A 15,722-nucleotide genomic window follows, 5' to 3' on the forward strand; every position below is an offset into this window, starting at 1 on the left:
GCATCCGGCGATTGGAAAGTCAGCCCATTTTACGGCGCGCGAGCGCCCCACCCAAGAGCCCAGTGATAGAACCGATCAATAGCCCGCCCAGGTGCGCCCCATTGGCGATCTCGCCAAAGCCCAGCGCACTGGCGGCACCCAGCAGGCAGAGGCCCAGCCAGGCCAGCATCATGATCAGCACGCCCTTGGGCATTCGGTACAGAGGCGAGGGCGCGAGCCAGTTGAAAAGCCAGAGATGGCCCAACAGCGCATAGAGCACTCCGGAGAGCCCGCCGAACAAGGCAGGGCCACTCCACAGGTATTGCGTGAGATTGGAGACGGTCGCGAAGAGCAAGGTGAGCCCGGCCAGGACCAGCGACCCCTGGCGCCATTCGATCCGGCGGCCCAGCTCCCAGTACCAGAGCCCGTTCATCACCAGGTGCAGGACCCCGAAATGGATGAACATCGGCGTGACCAGGCGCCACCATTGCCCTGCCTCCAGAGTCGGCAACCAGGGCACGAACCAGGCGTAGTCGCCTTCGAGGTGGAAATCCACGAAGGTCAGCCAGTGCAGCGGCGCCAGGTTGTCCCCCAGCAGGCTGATACCGCCCACCAGCAGGCACGCCAGCAATACCACGGCAGTCACCGGGCTCGCTCGCAATTGCCGCCACAAGCCGGATGGTTGGCGGGGAGCGGGAAGCGCCGCGGGCGCCATGCCTGGGGTGTTGTCCCCTTCCGGATATCGCTGGTGCAGTGCTCGCACCTGCTCGGCCAATTGTGGGGTGGGCACCCAGAGCACCTGTTCCGGCCCTTCCTCGGTGACACGGTGCGGCACCTGCAAGCGACGCAACAGCTTGACGAAGCCTGCCAGGTTTTCGGCCACCGGAAGCCGTAATGCCGCGGTGGGCTTCATTGCCCATGCTCCGGGCGACCCACATCCACCCACACGAACTTGGCCGGGTCCAGCACCGTCTCGTCATCCAGCCGATAGGCCACTAGCTTCCCGTACAGCACCGCGCTGTAGTCCAGGCAGGCCAGGTTGGGACGTATGGGGGCGGGGCGGCCACTGCGCCAGTAATGCCCTACGAACAACAGTGGCTCGTCTGGCCGGTAGCGCAGCAAGGCCTGCTTCTCGCTGGGGCTCAGGGGCAACCTGGCGACGTCCTCGGGCAAGCCGTCCGGCTGGAAGACTACATCGCCATAGGTTTGCGGGTCGTCTTCCCAGAATTTGGTACGAAACAACGACCGGCTCAGGCCGTCACGCCCGACGATGGCCTGCCCGCCCGGCAAGCGCATGTCGGTGCCGCGCAGCAGCCGGTCGAAACATCTGGCTGCGAAGCTCGCCGCCACGCTGGAGGCCTGGATGAAATGAGGGTCTACCCGGCCATCCGGAAACGCCTGGCGCAGCGATGCGATCAGGTCGCCATCCCAGCAGGCGTGGACCAGGCGGAAGCGGCCCGCATCCACGAACAACGGCAACTGATAGAACCACTCGAGAAAGTCTTCCCAGTCCCGCGGGTGCTGGGCAAACTGGTCCAGTGTTTCCTGGATCAGGCGCTGGTGGCGAGGTGTGTGCTCACGCACGTAATCCTTGCCCGAGCCCGGAAGGGCCGGGGTGATCCAGCCCAGGGCGTTGAATTCGTGGTTACCCATGATGCACCACGCCTGTCCCGCCTCGACCATGTCATGCACGATGTGCAGCGCCTCGCGGATACGCGGCCCGCGGTCGATGATATCGCCCAGGAAAACCGCCTGACGCTGTGCATGGCGCCATACCCCACCCTGGCGCCGGTAGCCCAGGGTGTCGAGCAGATGCTCCAGTGTGCGGGCGCAGCCATGCACGTCGCCGATCAGGTCGTAACTTCGGGACGGGTCGAGCATCACTCGCCCCCGCCGCCGAGCCGGCTACCCCAACCCAGCTTGGTGCGGCAGACCTCGTAGTAGTTGTGGTCCAGAGGGTGGATCAGGCGCAGCTTCTGCGGCTTTTTCCTGACCGTGACAGTGTCGCCCGGCGCGCAGGTGAAATGGTTCTGGCCATCGCAGGACACCTGGGGATAGATGGTCATGTCCTTGGCCACCACGATCTTGAGCTCGCTGTTGCCATCGACCACGATGGGCCGCCCGGACAGGGTATGGGGATACATGGGTACGATCACGATCGCATCGAGCTTGGGATGCATGATCGGCCCTCCAGCGGAGAGCGCATAGGCGGTGGAGCCGGTGGGAGTCGCGACGATCAGGCCGTCAGCCTTCTGGCTGCATACGAACTGGCCATCGATGTAGATTTCGAACTCGATCATGCGAGTGGATTTACCCGGGTGCAGCACCACATCATTGAGCGCATCACCCTGGCCGATGCCTTCGCCGTGACGGCGCACCTCGGCCTCGAGCAGGAAACGGCTTTCCACCAGATAGTGCCCGGCCAGAACCTCCGCCACCTTGGTTTCCAGCTCGTCCGGGCGGATATCGGTAAGGAAGCCGAGGCTGCCGCGGTTGACCCCCAGCACCGGGATATGATGCCGCGCCAGCGCCCTGGCCGCGCCCAGCAGGCTGCCATCGCCGCCTACCACGATGACCAGGTCGCACACCTCCCCCAGCATCTTGCGCGTGGAGGTCTGCAAGCCATGGCCGGGCAACACCTCGGCGATGGTGTCTTCCAGGATCACATGCAAATGCCGTTCGACGAGGAATTTCTTCAGGCGCCGAATGGTGTCCAGCACCTGAGTACTACCGAGACGGCCGATGATACCGATATTTCGAAACTGCTCCATGGGGCTCCCGGGCTTTCAGGTGAGGCAAAGGCCTCGATTATGAGCCAAAGCGGCATCCCAGACAAAAAGCGACGAGGCGGATAAACCCGGCTCGAGCGGCTATGCTGCCCGAATGAACCCTTTTTCCGAACTCGCCCACTTGCCTCGCGCCCTGCGTCGGCCCGCCGTACGGGACCTGGCCTGGGTGCTGACGTCGCCAGCGATACTCAGCCAGGCTCCCTGGGCCCAACGCCACCCGCTGCAGGGCAGTGACTGGGCGCGCGACCCTGAACGGCTGGCCCACTGGGTGTGCCTGCTGGACAACGACGACAGGCTTTTGAGTGACTGGCTGGCGCTGAGTTCGACGCACCGGCTCGGCGTCTATTACGAACGCCTCTGGCAGTTCGCCTTGCGCGAAGCCCCCGGGGTGGAGCTGTTGGCGGCCAATCTGCCCGTGCGCAACGGCAACCAGACCCTCGGGGAGATGGATGCCCTGTTGCGCGACCGCGACGGGGTTCACCACCTCGAGCTGGCGGTCAAGTTCTACCTGGGCCGCGACGATGCCAGCGGCGAAGACACCTGGCACTGGCTCGGCCCTGGACGCGATGATCGCCTGGACCGCAAGCTGCTGCACCTGAGCAGCCATCAACTGACGCTTTCCAGGCATCCGGCCGCCCGCCAGCGCTTGCACAGTCTCGGCCTGGATGCGCCGCAGCCCTGGCTCTGGCTGGGTGGCTACCTGTTCTACCCCTGGCATGCCCATGGCGAACCGCCCGCTGGGGCCAATGCGCAGCATGCGCGTGGAGAGTGGCTGCACCGCTGCCAGTGGCCAGCGGTGGCGGCTACCGCAAGGGGATACTGGCAGCCGCTCCCTCGGGCCAGTTGGCTGGCGCCGGCGCGCTGCCCTACCGCCCAATTGACCGATGCGTTCAGCCTTCAGCATTGGCTGGAGGCACTACCCGCCGACGCGCCCGCCCAGCTCCTCGTTCGCATGGTTCCGGAAGGAGAGTTCGCCTACGAGGCTCAACGGTTGTTCCTGGTCAGCGACGGCTGGCCTCATTGAAACTCAGCCTGGGGGAGTATGGCGCTGCGCCAGGCCAGGGCGCAGGCGATCCCTACGAGTCCCATGAGCAGGCTGTAGCCCGGCAGTACCCAGGCGCTGTCGGGTACCAACGCCAAGACAGCCAGGGGCGTCAGGCTCGCCCAAAGCGCATAGGCCAGGTTGTAGGTCAGAGAAATACCGGATACCCGCACTTGCGCGGGGAACAGGCCTACCATCACCGACGGCACCACCCCCACCACCCCGCTGCACAAACCGGCCAATGCATAGGCCGGCCCGGTCAAGCCCCAATCCAGGATCAGGTCGCCATAGAGGGCCAGAGTGCCTAGCGGCAGCAACAAGCTGTAGAGCAGCAGCGCACGGCGCGGCCCGACCCGGTCCACCAGCAGGCCGGCCAGGACGCAGCCGATGTTCAGAAAGACAATGCCCAGGCTGCTCAAGGCGAAGGTATCCGCCGCCGCCAGGCCGAAGCGCTGCTGCATCAAGGTGGGCGTCAGCACCACAAGAATCACCACCGCGGTGGTCAGTACGCAGGTCAACAGAACAGCAGGCAGGAGGCTCGCCCGATGCCCCCGCAGCACCTGGGCCAAGGGCAGCCCGGCCATGGCCTCACGGCGCTCGCGCATGGCCAGGAACACCGGGGTTTCGCTGAGCAGGCGTCGCAACCACACGCCCAGCACGCCGAACAGGCCGCCCAGCAGGAACGGCAGGCGCCAGCCGTAATCGAGCATCTGCTCGGCTGTAAGCGAGCGTGCCAGGGCCGTGGCGACCAAGGCTCCGAGCAGGTAGCCGAAGGTCAATCCAGCCTGCAGGAAGCCCGGGCATAGCCTCGGCGCTCGACGGGGACATGCTCGGCAACGAATACCCAGGCGCTGGGCACCTCGCCGCCCACGGCCGCCCCCTGCAACACTCGCAACGCCAGCAAGGCCAACGGCGCCAGGTAGCCGATGTCGGCATAGACCGGCATGATCCCGACCAAAAGGCAGGGCACGGCCATCATCAGGATACTGAGGCTGAACATCCGCTTGCGCCCGAGGCGATCGGCATAGTGGGCCATGACCAGGCCACCCAGAGGGCGGGCCAGGTAGCCGGTGGCGAAAATGCCGAAGCTCTGCAACACCCGCAGCCACTCGGGCATTTCGGGAGGAAAGAACAGGGTCGACAGGGTCAGCATGAAAAATACGAAGATGATGAAATCGTAGATCTCAAGCGCGCCGCCCAGCGCCGCCAGGGCCAGAGTCTTGTGATCGGCGCGGGTGAGCGAGGTGGGACTTGCGCTGCTTGGGAACATGGCGATGGCGGTCTCGTATCAGGCCCACGTCCGTGTGGCGATGCAAAAGCGCGAAGGATAACAATATTGCGATGGACGACGTGACCTGACGTCAGGACATGTCCCCGCTCGCGCTGTTCGTCCACCTGTGTCGTCATAGGCCAAGGCAGCGAACCCCTCCCTGGCTGTCTATTTTTTTAAGCTGTGTTACCGAATATCGTTTGACATATTTTACAGGGTTGGCAGACTTCCGTTCCGTGCCGCCAGTGCCTCGCAAGCCTCGCCGCGTGCCAACAAAAATAAACAGCCATTCGCGGTGCACCGGCCTCGGCCAGTTGCACCGGCCGAACACACGGAACAAACACATGCTGATCTGGTTTGTCGCGATCTACCTGCTTATCACCGTCTTCGTAGGCTTCTACGCATCGACCCGGGTCAAGAATGCCGGGGACTTCGCTTCCGGGGGGCGCAGCATGTCGTTCCCGCTGGTGGTCGCCATGGTGTTCGCCACCTGGTTCGGTTCCGAGGCCATTCTGGGCATTCCAGCGACGTTCCTCGAGGAAGGCTTTGCCGGCATCGTCGAAGACCCGTTCGGTTCCTTCGGTTGCCTGATGCTGGTGGGCCTGGTGTTTGCCCGCCCGCTCTATCGTCTCAACCTGATGACCATCGGCGACTTCTTCCGCAAGCGCTTCGGCCGTCAGGTCGAGCTACTGACCAGCCTGGTGATCATTGCCTCCTACCTGGGCTGGGTGGCTGCCCAATTGACCGCCCTGGGGGTGATCTTCAACGCTCTTTCCGACGGCGGCCTCACGCTGACCCAAGGCATGCTGCTGGGCACCCTGATCGTGCTGCTGCATACCTTGTTCGGGGGCATGTGGTCGGTCGCCCTGACCGACTTCCTGCAGATGATCATCATAGTCGCGGGCCTGTTCTACCTGACCTGGCTGATCGGCGGCATGGCCGGTGGCCCTTCGGTGGTGATCGGCCATGCCGCGGCCGAAGGCAAGTTCCACTTCCTCGAAGGCACCTCGGCCAAGGACATCGTGGCCTTCATAGGCGCGGCCGTCACCATGATGTTCGGCTCTATTCCGCAGCAGGACGTCTACGCTCGGGTCATGTCGGCCAAGAACGAGACCGTCGCCTCCCGCGCCGCGATGACCGGCGCCTGCTTCTACCTGTGCTTCTGCATGTTGCCCATCTTCCTGATCTACTCGGCCAAGCTCATCGACCCGGCCATGGTCCAGGAACTGCTGGCCGGCGATTCGCAGTTGATCCTCCCGCGCCTGGTCCTGGAGCGCACCCCGCTGTTCGCCCAGGTAATGTTCTTCGGGGCGGTGCTTTCGGCCATCATGTCTACGGCTTCGGGCACCCTGCTGGCCCCCTCGGTGACCTTCACCGAGAATATCCTGCGTCCAATGCTGCCGAACATGACCGACAAGCAGGCGCTGTTGGCCATGCGCTGCAGCGTGCTGGGCATGACCGCCGCCACCATTACCTTTGCCCTGCACTCGGATTCCAGCATCTATGAAATGGTCGGCAACGCCTACAAGGTGACGCTGGTCGCCGCCGTGGTGCCCTTGTTTTTCGGGCTGTTCTGGAAAAGGGCCACCACCCAGGGCGCCTTCCTGGCCATGTTCATGGGCGTGGCAGTGTGGGGCTCGCTGGAGCTTACCCAACAACCCGATGCTTTCTGGCCGCCTCAGTTGGCCGGCCTGCTGTGCAGCGCCCTGGGCATGATCGTCGGTTCGCTGCTGCCACAATTCTCTGCCCACCGGGGCGAGAAGATGGACTTCAACCCGGCGCCACAGCGCTGAGCCACTCTTGAAGCGCAAGAGCCCGCTGTGATCAGCGGGCTTTTTCATGGCCCGCCGTAATGTCGCCTCCCGCTACAGTTTCACCCTAGCGTGAAGGCTGGCGGATACGGAGCTCAAGGAGACTTCAAAGGAGGCAGGATACTCCGGCGCGCTTTCGCCCTGGCGGTATCCTGGGTAGGTTTCAAGACCCTGTTTCGACGCAGGCCCGCTGCTCAATGAGCAGGACCTGAGTATTCCTCGACCGGGGCTTCGACCAAAGGGGCGAGCGCATCCGGCTGCGCCCCATTTGTGCTGCGGCGAATCCGTTCAGGCCTTGGCGAAACGCCTGCAGGCGTCGCCGAACGCCTCGAACAGCTTGATGGATACAGGATTCTTCATGGCTTGCCATTCCGGGTGCCATTGCACCCCTACCATGAACGGGGAAATGGCTGGCGCGTGGAAGGCCTCGATGGTGCCATCCGGCGCGCGCCCAAGCACTTCCAGGCCTTCGGCGAGGCGGTCGATGCCCTGGCCGTGCAGGGAGTTGACCTGGATGTCCTGACGGCCTACGGCTTCTGCCAGCCAGCTCTGGGCCTGGAGCGCTACACCGTGACTATCGGCATATTGCTTGTCTACCGGGTCTTCAGGGTTTTCGCGGTGATCCATGACACCTGGCACGGTGTAGAGCTTCTGATGAATGTTGCCACCCAGTGCCACGTTGATTTCCTGCATGCCGCGGCAGATGGCGAAGATGGGCATGCCCCGATCCAGGGCGGCGCGGATCAGCGGAATATCGAAATTGTCCCGGTCCGGGTCCTGGGTTTTCTCAGGGGTAAGGTTCTCCTGCCCATAAAGGCTAGGGTCGATGTTGGAGCCCGCCCCCGTCAGGTACACCCCGTCGGCCATGTCCAGGTAACGCTCCAGGTCCTCGATACCGCAGCAGGTAGGGGCCAGTACCGGAACGCAGTCGGCGATATCCACCAGAGGCGTAATGTATTTATGGGTCATCACCTGATAGAGGTGGCCTTTCCGTTCCTGCACGCCCATGGTCATGAGGACGACCGGTTTGGACCGGCTTTTTGTAGTTACGCTTTTCACGAAGCACCGCCGAGGCTGGTCAGTTGTAAAACATTTCAATCATCTTGCTTCGGAGATGGCCGGATACAGGGCGCATCCGAAGGTGAAGGGTGATCAATGTCAAACATAATAGACGATTGCCCAGGCGGCCGGCAACTCGGCTCCGCTATCGGTCAGGCACCTGCTCCCGCTGCGCCTGCAATGGCAGGCGCAGCTCGACCTCCAGCCCATCCGGCCGGGGGTGAAACTCCAGGCGACCCTGGCAGCGCTGCACGATAGCCTGCACGATGGCCAACCCAAGCCCGCAGCCCTGGCTCCGGCTGGAGCGCCAGAAACGTTCGGTCATGTGGAGCATTGCACCAGGCGCCAGGTCTGGCCCGTGGTTACGCACGCGGAAGAGGGCCTGATCGTGTTCACGACTGACCGCCAACGCCACTGGTGCTTCAGGCGCGCCATGGCACAGGGCGTTGTCCAACAAGTTGCGCAAGGCCGCCACCGCCAGGGTCAGAGGTACATCCAGCGGGGCCTGCGCACTGTCCTCGCCCAGCTCGGCCTGAATGCGTGGAGCTTCATCGGCTGGCGTGTCGTTGATCGCCAGCCGTGCGACTTCGGCAACCGCGCAACCGCCTTCTTGCTCGAAGGCCAAACGCCCTTCCACCCTCGCCAGCAACAGCAATTGCTCCAAGGTGCGGTGCAGCCGATCGGCCCCCTCCTCCGCGCAGCCAAGCGCCTGAGCGTGCGCGGTGCCCTCGGTCAACCTGGCGACTTGCAGGTGGGTCTTGATCGCGGTCAGGGGGCTGCGCAATTCATGGGCGGCATCGTCGGTGAGCCGCCGCTCTCGCTCGATGGCCTGGGCGATGCGCTGGAACAGCTGGTTCTGGGTGTCGACCAGGGGGCGCAACTCGCTGGGCAACGGGTGAACCTGCAGCGGCTCAAGGGCATCAGGGCTGCGTCGGGTCAGCGCGTCGCGGATGCGATTGAGCGGGGCCAGCCCCTGCCCCACGCCCAGCCAGAGCACACCGAGGCTGCCCAATAGCGCCATCAGCACAGGCGCGGACGCCGCCAACAACACCGACTGGTTAAGGGCTTCGCGCTCCTGCTGACGGTCGGCCGTGGTGATGCGCACATCCGCGTGAACCAGGGTGAAGCTGCGCCAGTGCTCATCATCGATGAGCTGGTCATGGAAGCCATTACCTTCTTGACCAAGGACCGATTCAACGCCCTGCTGGCTGGTAGCCAGAATCTCGCCACGCAGCGAGCTTACCTTGCAGGCCATGCCATCCGGCAAGCTGGCCTGGTCCGCGGCAATACGCGCACCCTCCGCCTGAGCGCCAAGGGGGTGCGGCAACTGCTGCACCAGCCCGGCCACCATGCGCGCCGAGGCTACCAGGCGTTGATCCAGGGAAAACATCATCTGCCCGCGCAGGTCGCGGAACATCCAGGCGGCGGCCAAGGCCCAGATGAGCACGAAGGCACCACCGAGGATCAGGATCAGGCGCAAGCGCAGGCTCATGCACGCTCCCGTTGGTCACTGCCGGCCGGCCCTAGGCGATAGCCCAGCCCTCGAACGGTTTCGACGATATTGTTGCCGAGCTTGCGGCGTAGATGATGGATATGCACGTTCAAGGCATTGCTTTCCACTTCGTCGCCAAAACCATAGACGCAGTCCTTGAGTTGCTCGGCGCTCAACACCCGACCCTTGTTCTGCAGCAAAGCATGCAACAACGCTTGCTCGCGCCGGGAAAGGTCCACAGGCTCGCCGCCCAGCCAGGTTTCCCGGCTGCTGGGGTCATGACAAAGGGCACCGTGCTCGATGCGGTTCTGAGCCCGTCCGGCCATTCGGCGCAGCAGAGTGTGCAGCCTGGCATTGAGCTCGCGCAGGTCGAAGGGCTTGAGTAGATAATCATCGGCCCCGGCTTCGAGGCCCGCTACCCGGTCGGTGATGGCATCACGGGCGGTCAAGACCAGCACAGGCAGCGCCTGGCCCTGCTGGCGCAGCCGCTTGAGCAGCTTTAGCCCGTCTTCGTCCGGCAAGCCAAGGTCCAGGATCATGGCATCGAACCGAGCGACCTTGAGCAATGCCTCGGCGGCGCGAGCGGTGTCCACCCGGTCTACCACCGCGCCCTGGGCACCGAGCCCGGCAACGATGCCGCTGGCGATGAGGTCGTGGTCTTCACAGAGTAAGAGGTGCATAGGCGTTTCGATGGTTGCTGACAGGTGTCTAGCGTACGCCGACCTGATTAAGCCTGCATTAGGCGGCCATGAGCGCAGGCCTGGGCACGCCTGGAGCGCACCCGGCTGACATGCCCCATGATGCCCGGCGGCCCTGGCCAGGCGTCAGTGACCACCCGAAGCCGGCCCTGCCTTGGCCGTGAATGGTGGTTTGGCCAGGCACACCAGCAGAATGAGCGCGGCGAAGATCCAGCCCAGCAGGGTGAAGTAATCCACCGTGGAGAACATATAAGCCTGGGCATTGACCATCTGTTCGAGCTGGGCGTAGCTCTTGTCGTTGGCGCCGCCCAGTTGCTGGAGCATCTGTTGGGTGGCAAGGTCCAGTGTGCTGATGTTCTCGCTCAGGTAGGCATGATGCTCGATGGCCCGGCGGCTCCAGATCCAGGTGGTCAGGGAGGCGGCGAAACTGCCTCCCAGGGTCCGCAGGAAGGTTGCCAGCCCGGACCCGTCGGCAATCTGCTGAGGCGGCAGGTCCGAGAGAAGGATGCTCAGGGTAGGCATGAAGAACAGCGCCACGCCAATACCCATGAACAGCTGTACCAGGGCCACGTGAAGGAAGTCCACTTCAGTGTTGAACTGGGCACGCATGAAGCAGCTCAGGCCAATGGCGGTGAAGGCGCCACCGGCGAGGATCCGCAAGTCGAACTTGTGCGCGTACTTGCCGACGAAGGGCGACATCAGCACTGGCAGGATACCCAGCGGTGCGACGGCAAACCCGGCCCAGGTGGCCGTATAGCCCAGCTGGGTCTGCAGCCACTGCGGCAATATCAGGTTGATACCGAAAAAGCCGGCATAGCCGAATACCAGCACGGCAGTGCCTACCCGGAAGTTTCGGAAGGCGAACAGCCGCAAGTTCACCACCGGGTGTGCATCGGTCATCTCCCAGATCACGAAAACGGCCAGTGCGATCACGGCGATCACGGTGCCGATGATGATGAAGCGGGACTCGAACCAGTCCAGGTCGTTGCCCTTGTCCAGCACCACCTGCAGCGCGCCCACGCCGATGATCAAGGTCAGCAGGCCGATGTAGTCCATGGGCTGGCGGCTGGTTTGCACCGGGCGTTTGGCCAACTGCTGGCGCACCACGGCCGCAGCGAACAACCCCACCGGTATATTGATGAAGAAGATCCATGGCCAGCTATAGCTGTCCGTGATCCAGCCACCCAGAATAGGGCCCGCGATGGGCGCGACCACCGTGACCATGGCCAGGAGCGCCAACGCCATGCCTCGCTTCGCCGGCGGGTACACGGCAATCAGCAGGGTCTGCGTCATGGGGTACAGTGGCCCGGCGACCAGGCCCTGCAACACGCGAAAGCCCACCAGCTCGGGCATGGACGTGGAAATACCGCAGAGGAAGGAGGCCAATACAAACAGCAAGGTAGCCCAGATAAACAGCTTTACCTCACCGAAGCGGCGGCTCAGCCAGCCGGTCAGCGGCAGCGCCACGGCGTTGCTCACGGCGAAGGAAGTGATCACCCAGGTGCCTTGCTCCGCGCTCACGCCCAGGTTGCCGGAGATGGTCGGCAGGGCGACGTTGGCGATGGTGGTATCCAACACCTGCATGAAGGTCGCCAGGGACAAGCCGATGGTGCTCAGCACCAGGCTCGGCGGCGTAAAGGACGCGTTGGAACTCATCGCGGTATCCTGCAAACGGAGGGCGCCCCGTGCGGGGGCGCGACTGGGCTCAGCGCTGGGCCGTCTTGCCTTGGGCGCTGTTGTCGTGGATCAGCCGGGCGATCATGTCATCGGCTTCGCTGAGCTGCTGCTCGTAGACGGCGGTGGAAAACACCGCCTGCTGGGTCGCTTGCTGAGTCAGCATCGCGCCGCTCTGGTCATGCAGGTCCACGGTCGCCACGGTGGACAGGCCGATGCGCAGCGGATGCGCCTTGAGTGGCTCGGGATCGAGCTCGATGCGCACCGGCACGCGCTGCACGATCTTGATCCAGTTACCGGTGGCGTTCTGCGCCGGCAACAAGGAGAAGGCGCTGCCGGTACCCGCGCCAATGCTCTGCACCGTACCGTGATAGCTGACATCGTCGCCATACAGGTCCGAGGTCAGGGTCACTGGCTGGCCGATGCGCATATCGTGCAGCTGGGTTTCCTTGAAGTTGGCGTCTACCCACACCTGATCCAGCGGAATTACCGCCATGGTTGGCGTGCCGGGCTGCACGCGTTGGCCCAATTGCACGGTGCGCTTGGCCACATAGCCGGTAACCGGCGCCACCAGGGTGGTGCGCGCCCGGGCCAGGTAGGCGTCGCGCAGTTGCGCGGCGGCGGCCTGCACGTCCGGGTGCGAGGAAATCACCGTATCGTCCACCAACGCGACGGTGCCGGCCAGTTGCTGCTGGGCCGTTCCAAGCGCGGCCTGGGCGGCGGCCAGGTCATCGCGAGCGTGCGATAGCTCCTCCTGGGAAATGGCGCCGGTAGCGGCCAGGGTCTTGCGGCGGTTGTAGTTTTCTTGGGCTTTTTGCAATTCGACGCGGCGAGCGTTGGTCTGGGCGCGCTGGCTGTCTACGTTGCTGTACATCCCGCGCACCTGGCGAACCGTACGGGCGAGATTGGCCTGGGCGTTTTCCAGGGCGATGCGCGCATCGGCCGGGTCAAAGGTGATCAGCGTCTGACCTTCATGTACCAGGTCACCATCATCGGCGCCAATGCTGACGACAGTGCCGGCGATCAATGGGGTGACCTCTACGACGTTACCGTTGACGTAGGCATCGTCAGTCTCTTCATAGAAGCGTCCATGCAGCTCGTGCCAGGCGAATACCGCCACCCCGGCGGCGACCACCAGCAGCAGCAAAAGGAAAAGCATCAGCTTGCGCTTGCGCGGGTTGCCCTGGGGCTGGGCATTTCCAGCCTGGTCGCCGTGAGCTTGGGAATTGGCAGTGGCCATGGAAAGGTACCTTGGTTAATCGCGTGGGGCCTGGGTGCTGGCCAGGGCTAGCCCCTGATAGCCGCCACCGAGGGCCTGCATGAGTTGAATCGAGACGTCGATGCGCTCGGCATTGAGCGCAGCCAATTGCTGCTGGGCACCAAGCAACTGTTGCTCCAGGGTCAGTACATCCAGGTAGTTGCCGATGCCCGAGCCGTACCGCTGGGTAACCGTGTCGTAGGACTGGCGCACCACGTCCACCGCGTGCTGTTTGGCAGCGACCTGGTTGCCCAGGGCCTGCAGCCGGTTGATGGCATCGGCCACTTCTCCGAGCGCACCTACCAGTGTCTTGTTGTACTGGGCCACGGCGAGTTCGTAGTCCGCGTCACGGGCGTCCAGGCCCGCGCGCAGGCGACCGCCATCGAACAACGGCAACGAGACGGCTGGCGCCACATTGAAGAAGCGACTGGCGCTGCCAAACAACGCATCGCCGAGCATGGACTGGGTCCCGGCGGCGGCGGTCAGGTTCAGGTTGGGGTAGAAACGTGTCTTGCTCACGTCGATATCCCGGCTGGCCGCTTCCACCCGCCACCGGGCAGCCACCAGGTCCGGTCGCCGGCCCAGCAGGTCGGCCGGCAACCGGGAAGGCAAGGCCACAGCGGCGGGTTGAAGGATCCGCGGCCGCTCGATATCTCCGGCGCGGTCAGGCCCCTTGCCAAGGAGCACCGCCAGCGCGATACGAGCGCTGCGCAACTGCTTGTCAGCGTTGAGCGCCTGTTCCTGAGCGCTGGCTTCCAGGCTTTCGGTCTGTTGCAACTGGTACTGGCTATCGATGCCTGCGGCCAGGCGCTGACGCCCTAGCTGAAGCATCTGCCGCGTGCGCTCGAGATCTTCCCGGGCCAGGTCCGCGCTGATATAGGCATGGCCCAGGTCGCTATAGGCCCGCGCGACGTCCACCGCCAGGGTCAGCCGTGCTGCCTGCTGGTCCACCTCGGCCGCGCGGGCCCGGCCCAGGGCCGCTTCCCAGGCGGCCCGCTCACCACCCCAAAGATCGAAGCTGTAGTCGAAGGTCACTTCGGCGCTGCGCAGGGTGGAATAGCGATCGCCGGTCAGCAGGGGGTCTTGCACCTTGGCCAGGCGCGAGCGGGACACGCTGGCATCAGCCGCCACGTAGGGTTGACGATCGGCGTCAGCGGCATTGGCCGCCGCCATGGCCTGGTGCGCGCGAGCAGCGGCGACTTGAAGGTCCGGACTGTCACGCAGCGCTTCATCGACCAGGGCATCGAGCTGGCGATCTCCGAGGCTTGTCCACCAGGTGGGCGATGGCCAGGCCGCGGGGCTGATCGCGACATCCGTCAGGCTGGCCTGGGCACCCAGGCCTTCAGCCTCAGCCAGATCGGCGTTCGGCTTGAGGCCATGGTCGTTGGCGCAGCCTGCCACGGCCAGGGCCAGTACCAGTGGCAAGCATTTGAAGAAAGGCAATCGGGCGTTCATTTTTTACCCATGCGCCAGCAGGCCACAGGGTCGCCGGCATTGAGAAGGATTTTTTTCAACAGGCGCTCCAGCTCCGCCAGCTCGGCGGTATCCAGCACGCCGACCAGCCGGTTCATGGCATCGGCGCCGATATGCGGCAGGCGCGCTACCAGTTGCTGGCCATCGGGGGTCAGGGTGATACAGATCTGCCGACGGTCCGCCTCGCTACGGGCACGGCGGATCAACCCTTTCTGTTCCAGGCGATCCAGCATCCGGGTCATCGAGCCGCTGTCCAGAGACAGGTGGCGACACAGATCCCCCGGGCTGTCCAGCCCCCACTCCGCCACTATGATCAGCACCTTGAACTGCGCCGCTGTGACGCTGTGGACCTCCAGGTACTGGTCCAGAATACGGTCCTTCAGACTGGCCGTGCGACCAAGCAGCATGCCCAGCTGGCTGTCGAAAAAGTTCTCGGGAGTGAAATGGCTCATGAGGAGAAACAATGACTGCCCAGGCAGAGAATGTTTCGAGATATTACTGCCTAGGCAGATAATGTCAAGGCATCTACCTGCCGGCCCAACTCCTACGACTTTTCTTCAGTGGGCCAGCGCAGGCACGCCGCTGTGAAAGCGCAGCTCTTCGTCCGGACTCTGGATCAGCAGGACTTCAGCCTCCCGCACCTTGTCGATGGTGTGAGCAATGTCCTCGGCGTCCCCGTACTGGTAAGCCAGGCGCAGGTAACCCTGGAAATGCCGGGCCTCGCTTTTGAGCAGGCCGTGATAGAAGCCGCCGAGGTCGGCATCCAGGTGAGGCACCAAGGCTTCGAATCGCTCGCAGCTGCGCGCTTCGATGAATGCACCGACCACCAGGGTGTCCACCAGCTTCACCGGCTCATGAGCGCGCACCAGCTTGCGCAGGCCCGAAGCATAGCGGCCGGCGTTCAGCGGGCGCAGCGGCACACCGCGCTTTTTCATCCAGCGCAGCACTTGTTCATGGTGCACCAACTCTTCCCGCGCCAGGCGGGACATGAAATGGATCAAGTCCGCATGGCTGTTGTACTTGGCGATCAGGCTCAGGGCCGTGGAAGCGGCTTTGAACTCGCAGTTCTTGTGGTCGATCAGCAAGGTTTCCTGGTCCGCCAGGGCCGCCTCGACCCAGGCCTGGGGCGTGCGGCAACCAAGGAATTCGTGGATTTCAGGCAGCATGCGCCGTCTCG

13 protein-coding genes and 1 pseudogene are annotated in these 15,722 nt (G+C 64.0%); 2 read left to right on the top strand and 12 right to left on the bottom strand.

Annotation, left to right across the window (positions count from 1 at the left end; translation table 11 throughout):
- Positions 1-19 precede the first annotated feature (19 nt).
- From BN1188_RS06570 to BN1188_RS06580, 3 genes are read right to left on the bottom strand one after another with little or no spacing between them, the layout of a single operon-like run.
- Complete coding sequence (locus tag BN1188_RS06570; protein WP_040260646.1) at positions 20-892, bottom strand: rhomboid family intramembrane serine protease; 873 nt, start codon at positions 890-892, stop codon at positions 20-22.
- Positions 889-1,860 carry a metallophosphoesterase gene (locus BN1188_RS06575; protein WP_040260647.1) on the bottom strand — a complete coding sequence of 324 codons (972 nt, stop codon included), beginning with the start codon at positions 1,858-1,860 and terminating at the stop codon, positions 889-891. The genes BN1188_RS06570 and BN1188_RS06575 overlap by 4 nt, the downstream gene beginning before the upstream one ends.
- A complete protein-coding gene (locus BN1188_RS06580) occupies positions 1,860-2,750 on the bottom strand; it encodes an NAD(+) kinase (protein ID WP_040260648.1) in 891 nt (296 codons plus the stop codon). The genes BN1188_RS06575 and BN1188_RS06580 overlap by 1 nt, the downstream gene beginning before the upstream one ends.
- Positions 2,751-2,862: 112 nt before the next feature.
- Between BN1188_RS06580 and BN1188_RS06585 the strand changes: the two genes are divergently transcribed.
- On the top strand, positions 2,863-3,792 hold the full coding sequence (locus BN1188_RS06585; protein ID WP_040260649.1) for a DUF1853 family protein: 930 nt from the start codon (positions 2,863-2,865) through the stop codon (positions 3,790-3,792).
- Here the strand turns inward: BN1188_RS06585 and BN1188_RS06590 are convergent.
- Positions 3,786-5,080, bottom strand: a pseudogene (locus BN1188_RS06590) (MFS transporter). The gene BN1188_RS06585 and the pseudogene BN1188_RS06590 overlap by 7 nt on opposite strands.
- A gap of 344 nt (positions 5,081-5,424) precedes the next feature.
- Between BN1188_RS06590 and BN1188_RS06595 the strand changes: the two are divergent.
- The gene (locus tag BN1188_RS06595; protein WP_040260650.1) at positions 5,425-6,873 is read left to right on the top strand and encodes a high affinity choline transporter 1; all 1,449 of its coding nucleotides are present in this window, start codon (positions 5,425-5,427) and stop codon (positions 6,871-6,873) included.
- Between the two features lie 306 nt (positions 6,874-7,179).
- On the opposite strand, the gene BN1188_RS06600 is transcribed toward BN1188_RS06595, so the two are convergent.
- The 8 genes from BN1188_RS06600 to miaE all read right to left on the bottom strand — a co-directional run bounded on the left by BN1188_RS06600 (position 7,180) and on the right by miaE (position 15,711).
- Positions 7,180-7,905: a gamma-glutamyl-gamma-aminobutyrate hydrolase family protein gene (locus BN1188_RS06600; protein WP_052469184.1), complete on the bottom strand. Its 726-nt coding sequence runs from the start codon at positions 7,903-7,905 to the stop codon at positions 7,180-7,182.
- Positions 7,906-8,095: 190 nt separating this feature from the next.
- Positions 8,096-9,442, bottom strand: a complete 1,347-nt coding sequence (locus BN1188_RS06605) for an ATP-binding protein (RefSeq protein WP_040260652.1) — start codon at positions 9,440-9,442, stop codon at positions 8,096-8,098.
- Positions 9,439-10,122: a response regulator gene (locus BN1188_RS06610; protein ID WP_040260653.1), complete on the bottom strand. Its 684-nt coding sequence runs from the start codon at positions 10,120-10,122 to the stop codon at positions 9,439-9,441. Before BN1188_RS06610 ends, BN1188_RS06605 begins: the two co-directional genes overlap by 4 nt.
- A gap of 144 nt (positions 10,123-10,266) precedes the next feature.
- Positions 10,267-11,796 (bottom strand): DHA2 family efflux MFS transporter permease subunit, encoded by a 1,530-nt coding sequence (locus BN1188_RS06615; protein WP_040260654.1) that lies wholly within the window; start codon positions 11,794-11,796, stop codon positions 10,267-10,269.
- Positions 11,797-11,845: 49 nt separating this feature from the next.
- Positions 11,846-13,054, bottom strand: coding sequence for an HlyD/EmrA/EmrK family protein (locus tag BN1188_RS06620; RefSeq protein WP_040260655.1), 1,209 nt, complete (start codon positions 13,052-13,054; stop codon positions 11,846-11,848).
- A 15-nt stretch (positions 13,055-13,069) separates the two neighbouring features.
- A complete protein-coding gene (locus tag BN1188_RS06625; protein ID WP_040260656.1) occupies positions 13,070-14,527 on the bottom strand; it encodes an efflux transporter outer membrane subunit in 1,458 nt (485 codons plus the stop codon).
- Complete coding sequence (locus BN1188_RS06630; protein ID WP_040260657.1) at positions 14,524-14,997, bottom strand: MarR family winged helix-turn-helix transcriptional regulator; 474 nt, start codon at positions 14,995-14,997, stop codon at positions 14,524-14,526. Before BN1188_RS06630 ends, BN1188_RS06625 begins: the two co-directional genes overlap by 4 nt.
- 105 nt (positions 14,998-15,102) lie before the next feature.
- Complete coding sequence (gene miaE, locus BN1188_RS06635) at positions 15,103-15,711, bottom strand: MiaE family protein (RefSeq protein WP_040260658.1); 609 nt, start codon at positions 15,709-15,711, stop codon at positions 15,103-15,105.
- Positions 15,712-15,722: the final 11 nt, after the last annotated feature.

This window comes from Pseudomonas massiliensis (assembly GCF_000826105.1).
In the GTDB taxonomy this organism is placed as follows: Bacteria; Pseudomonadota; Gammaproteobacteria; order Pseudomonadales; family Pseudomonadaceae; genus Aquipseudomonas; species Aquipseudomonas massiliensis.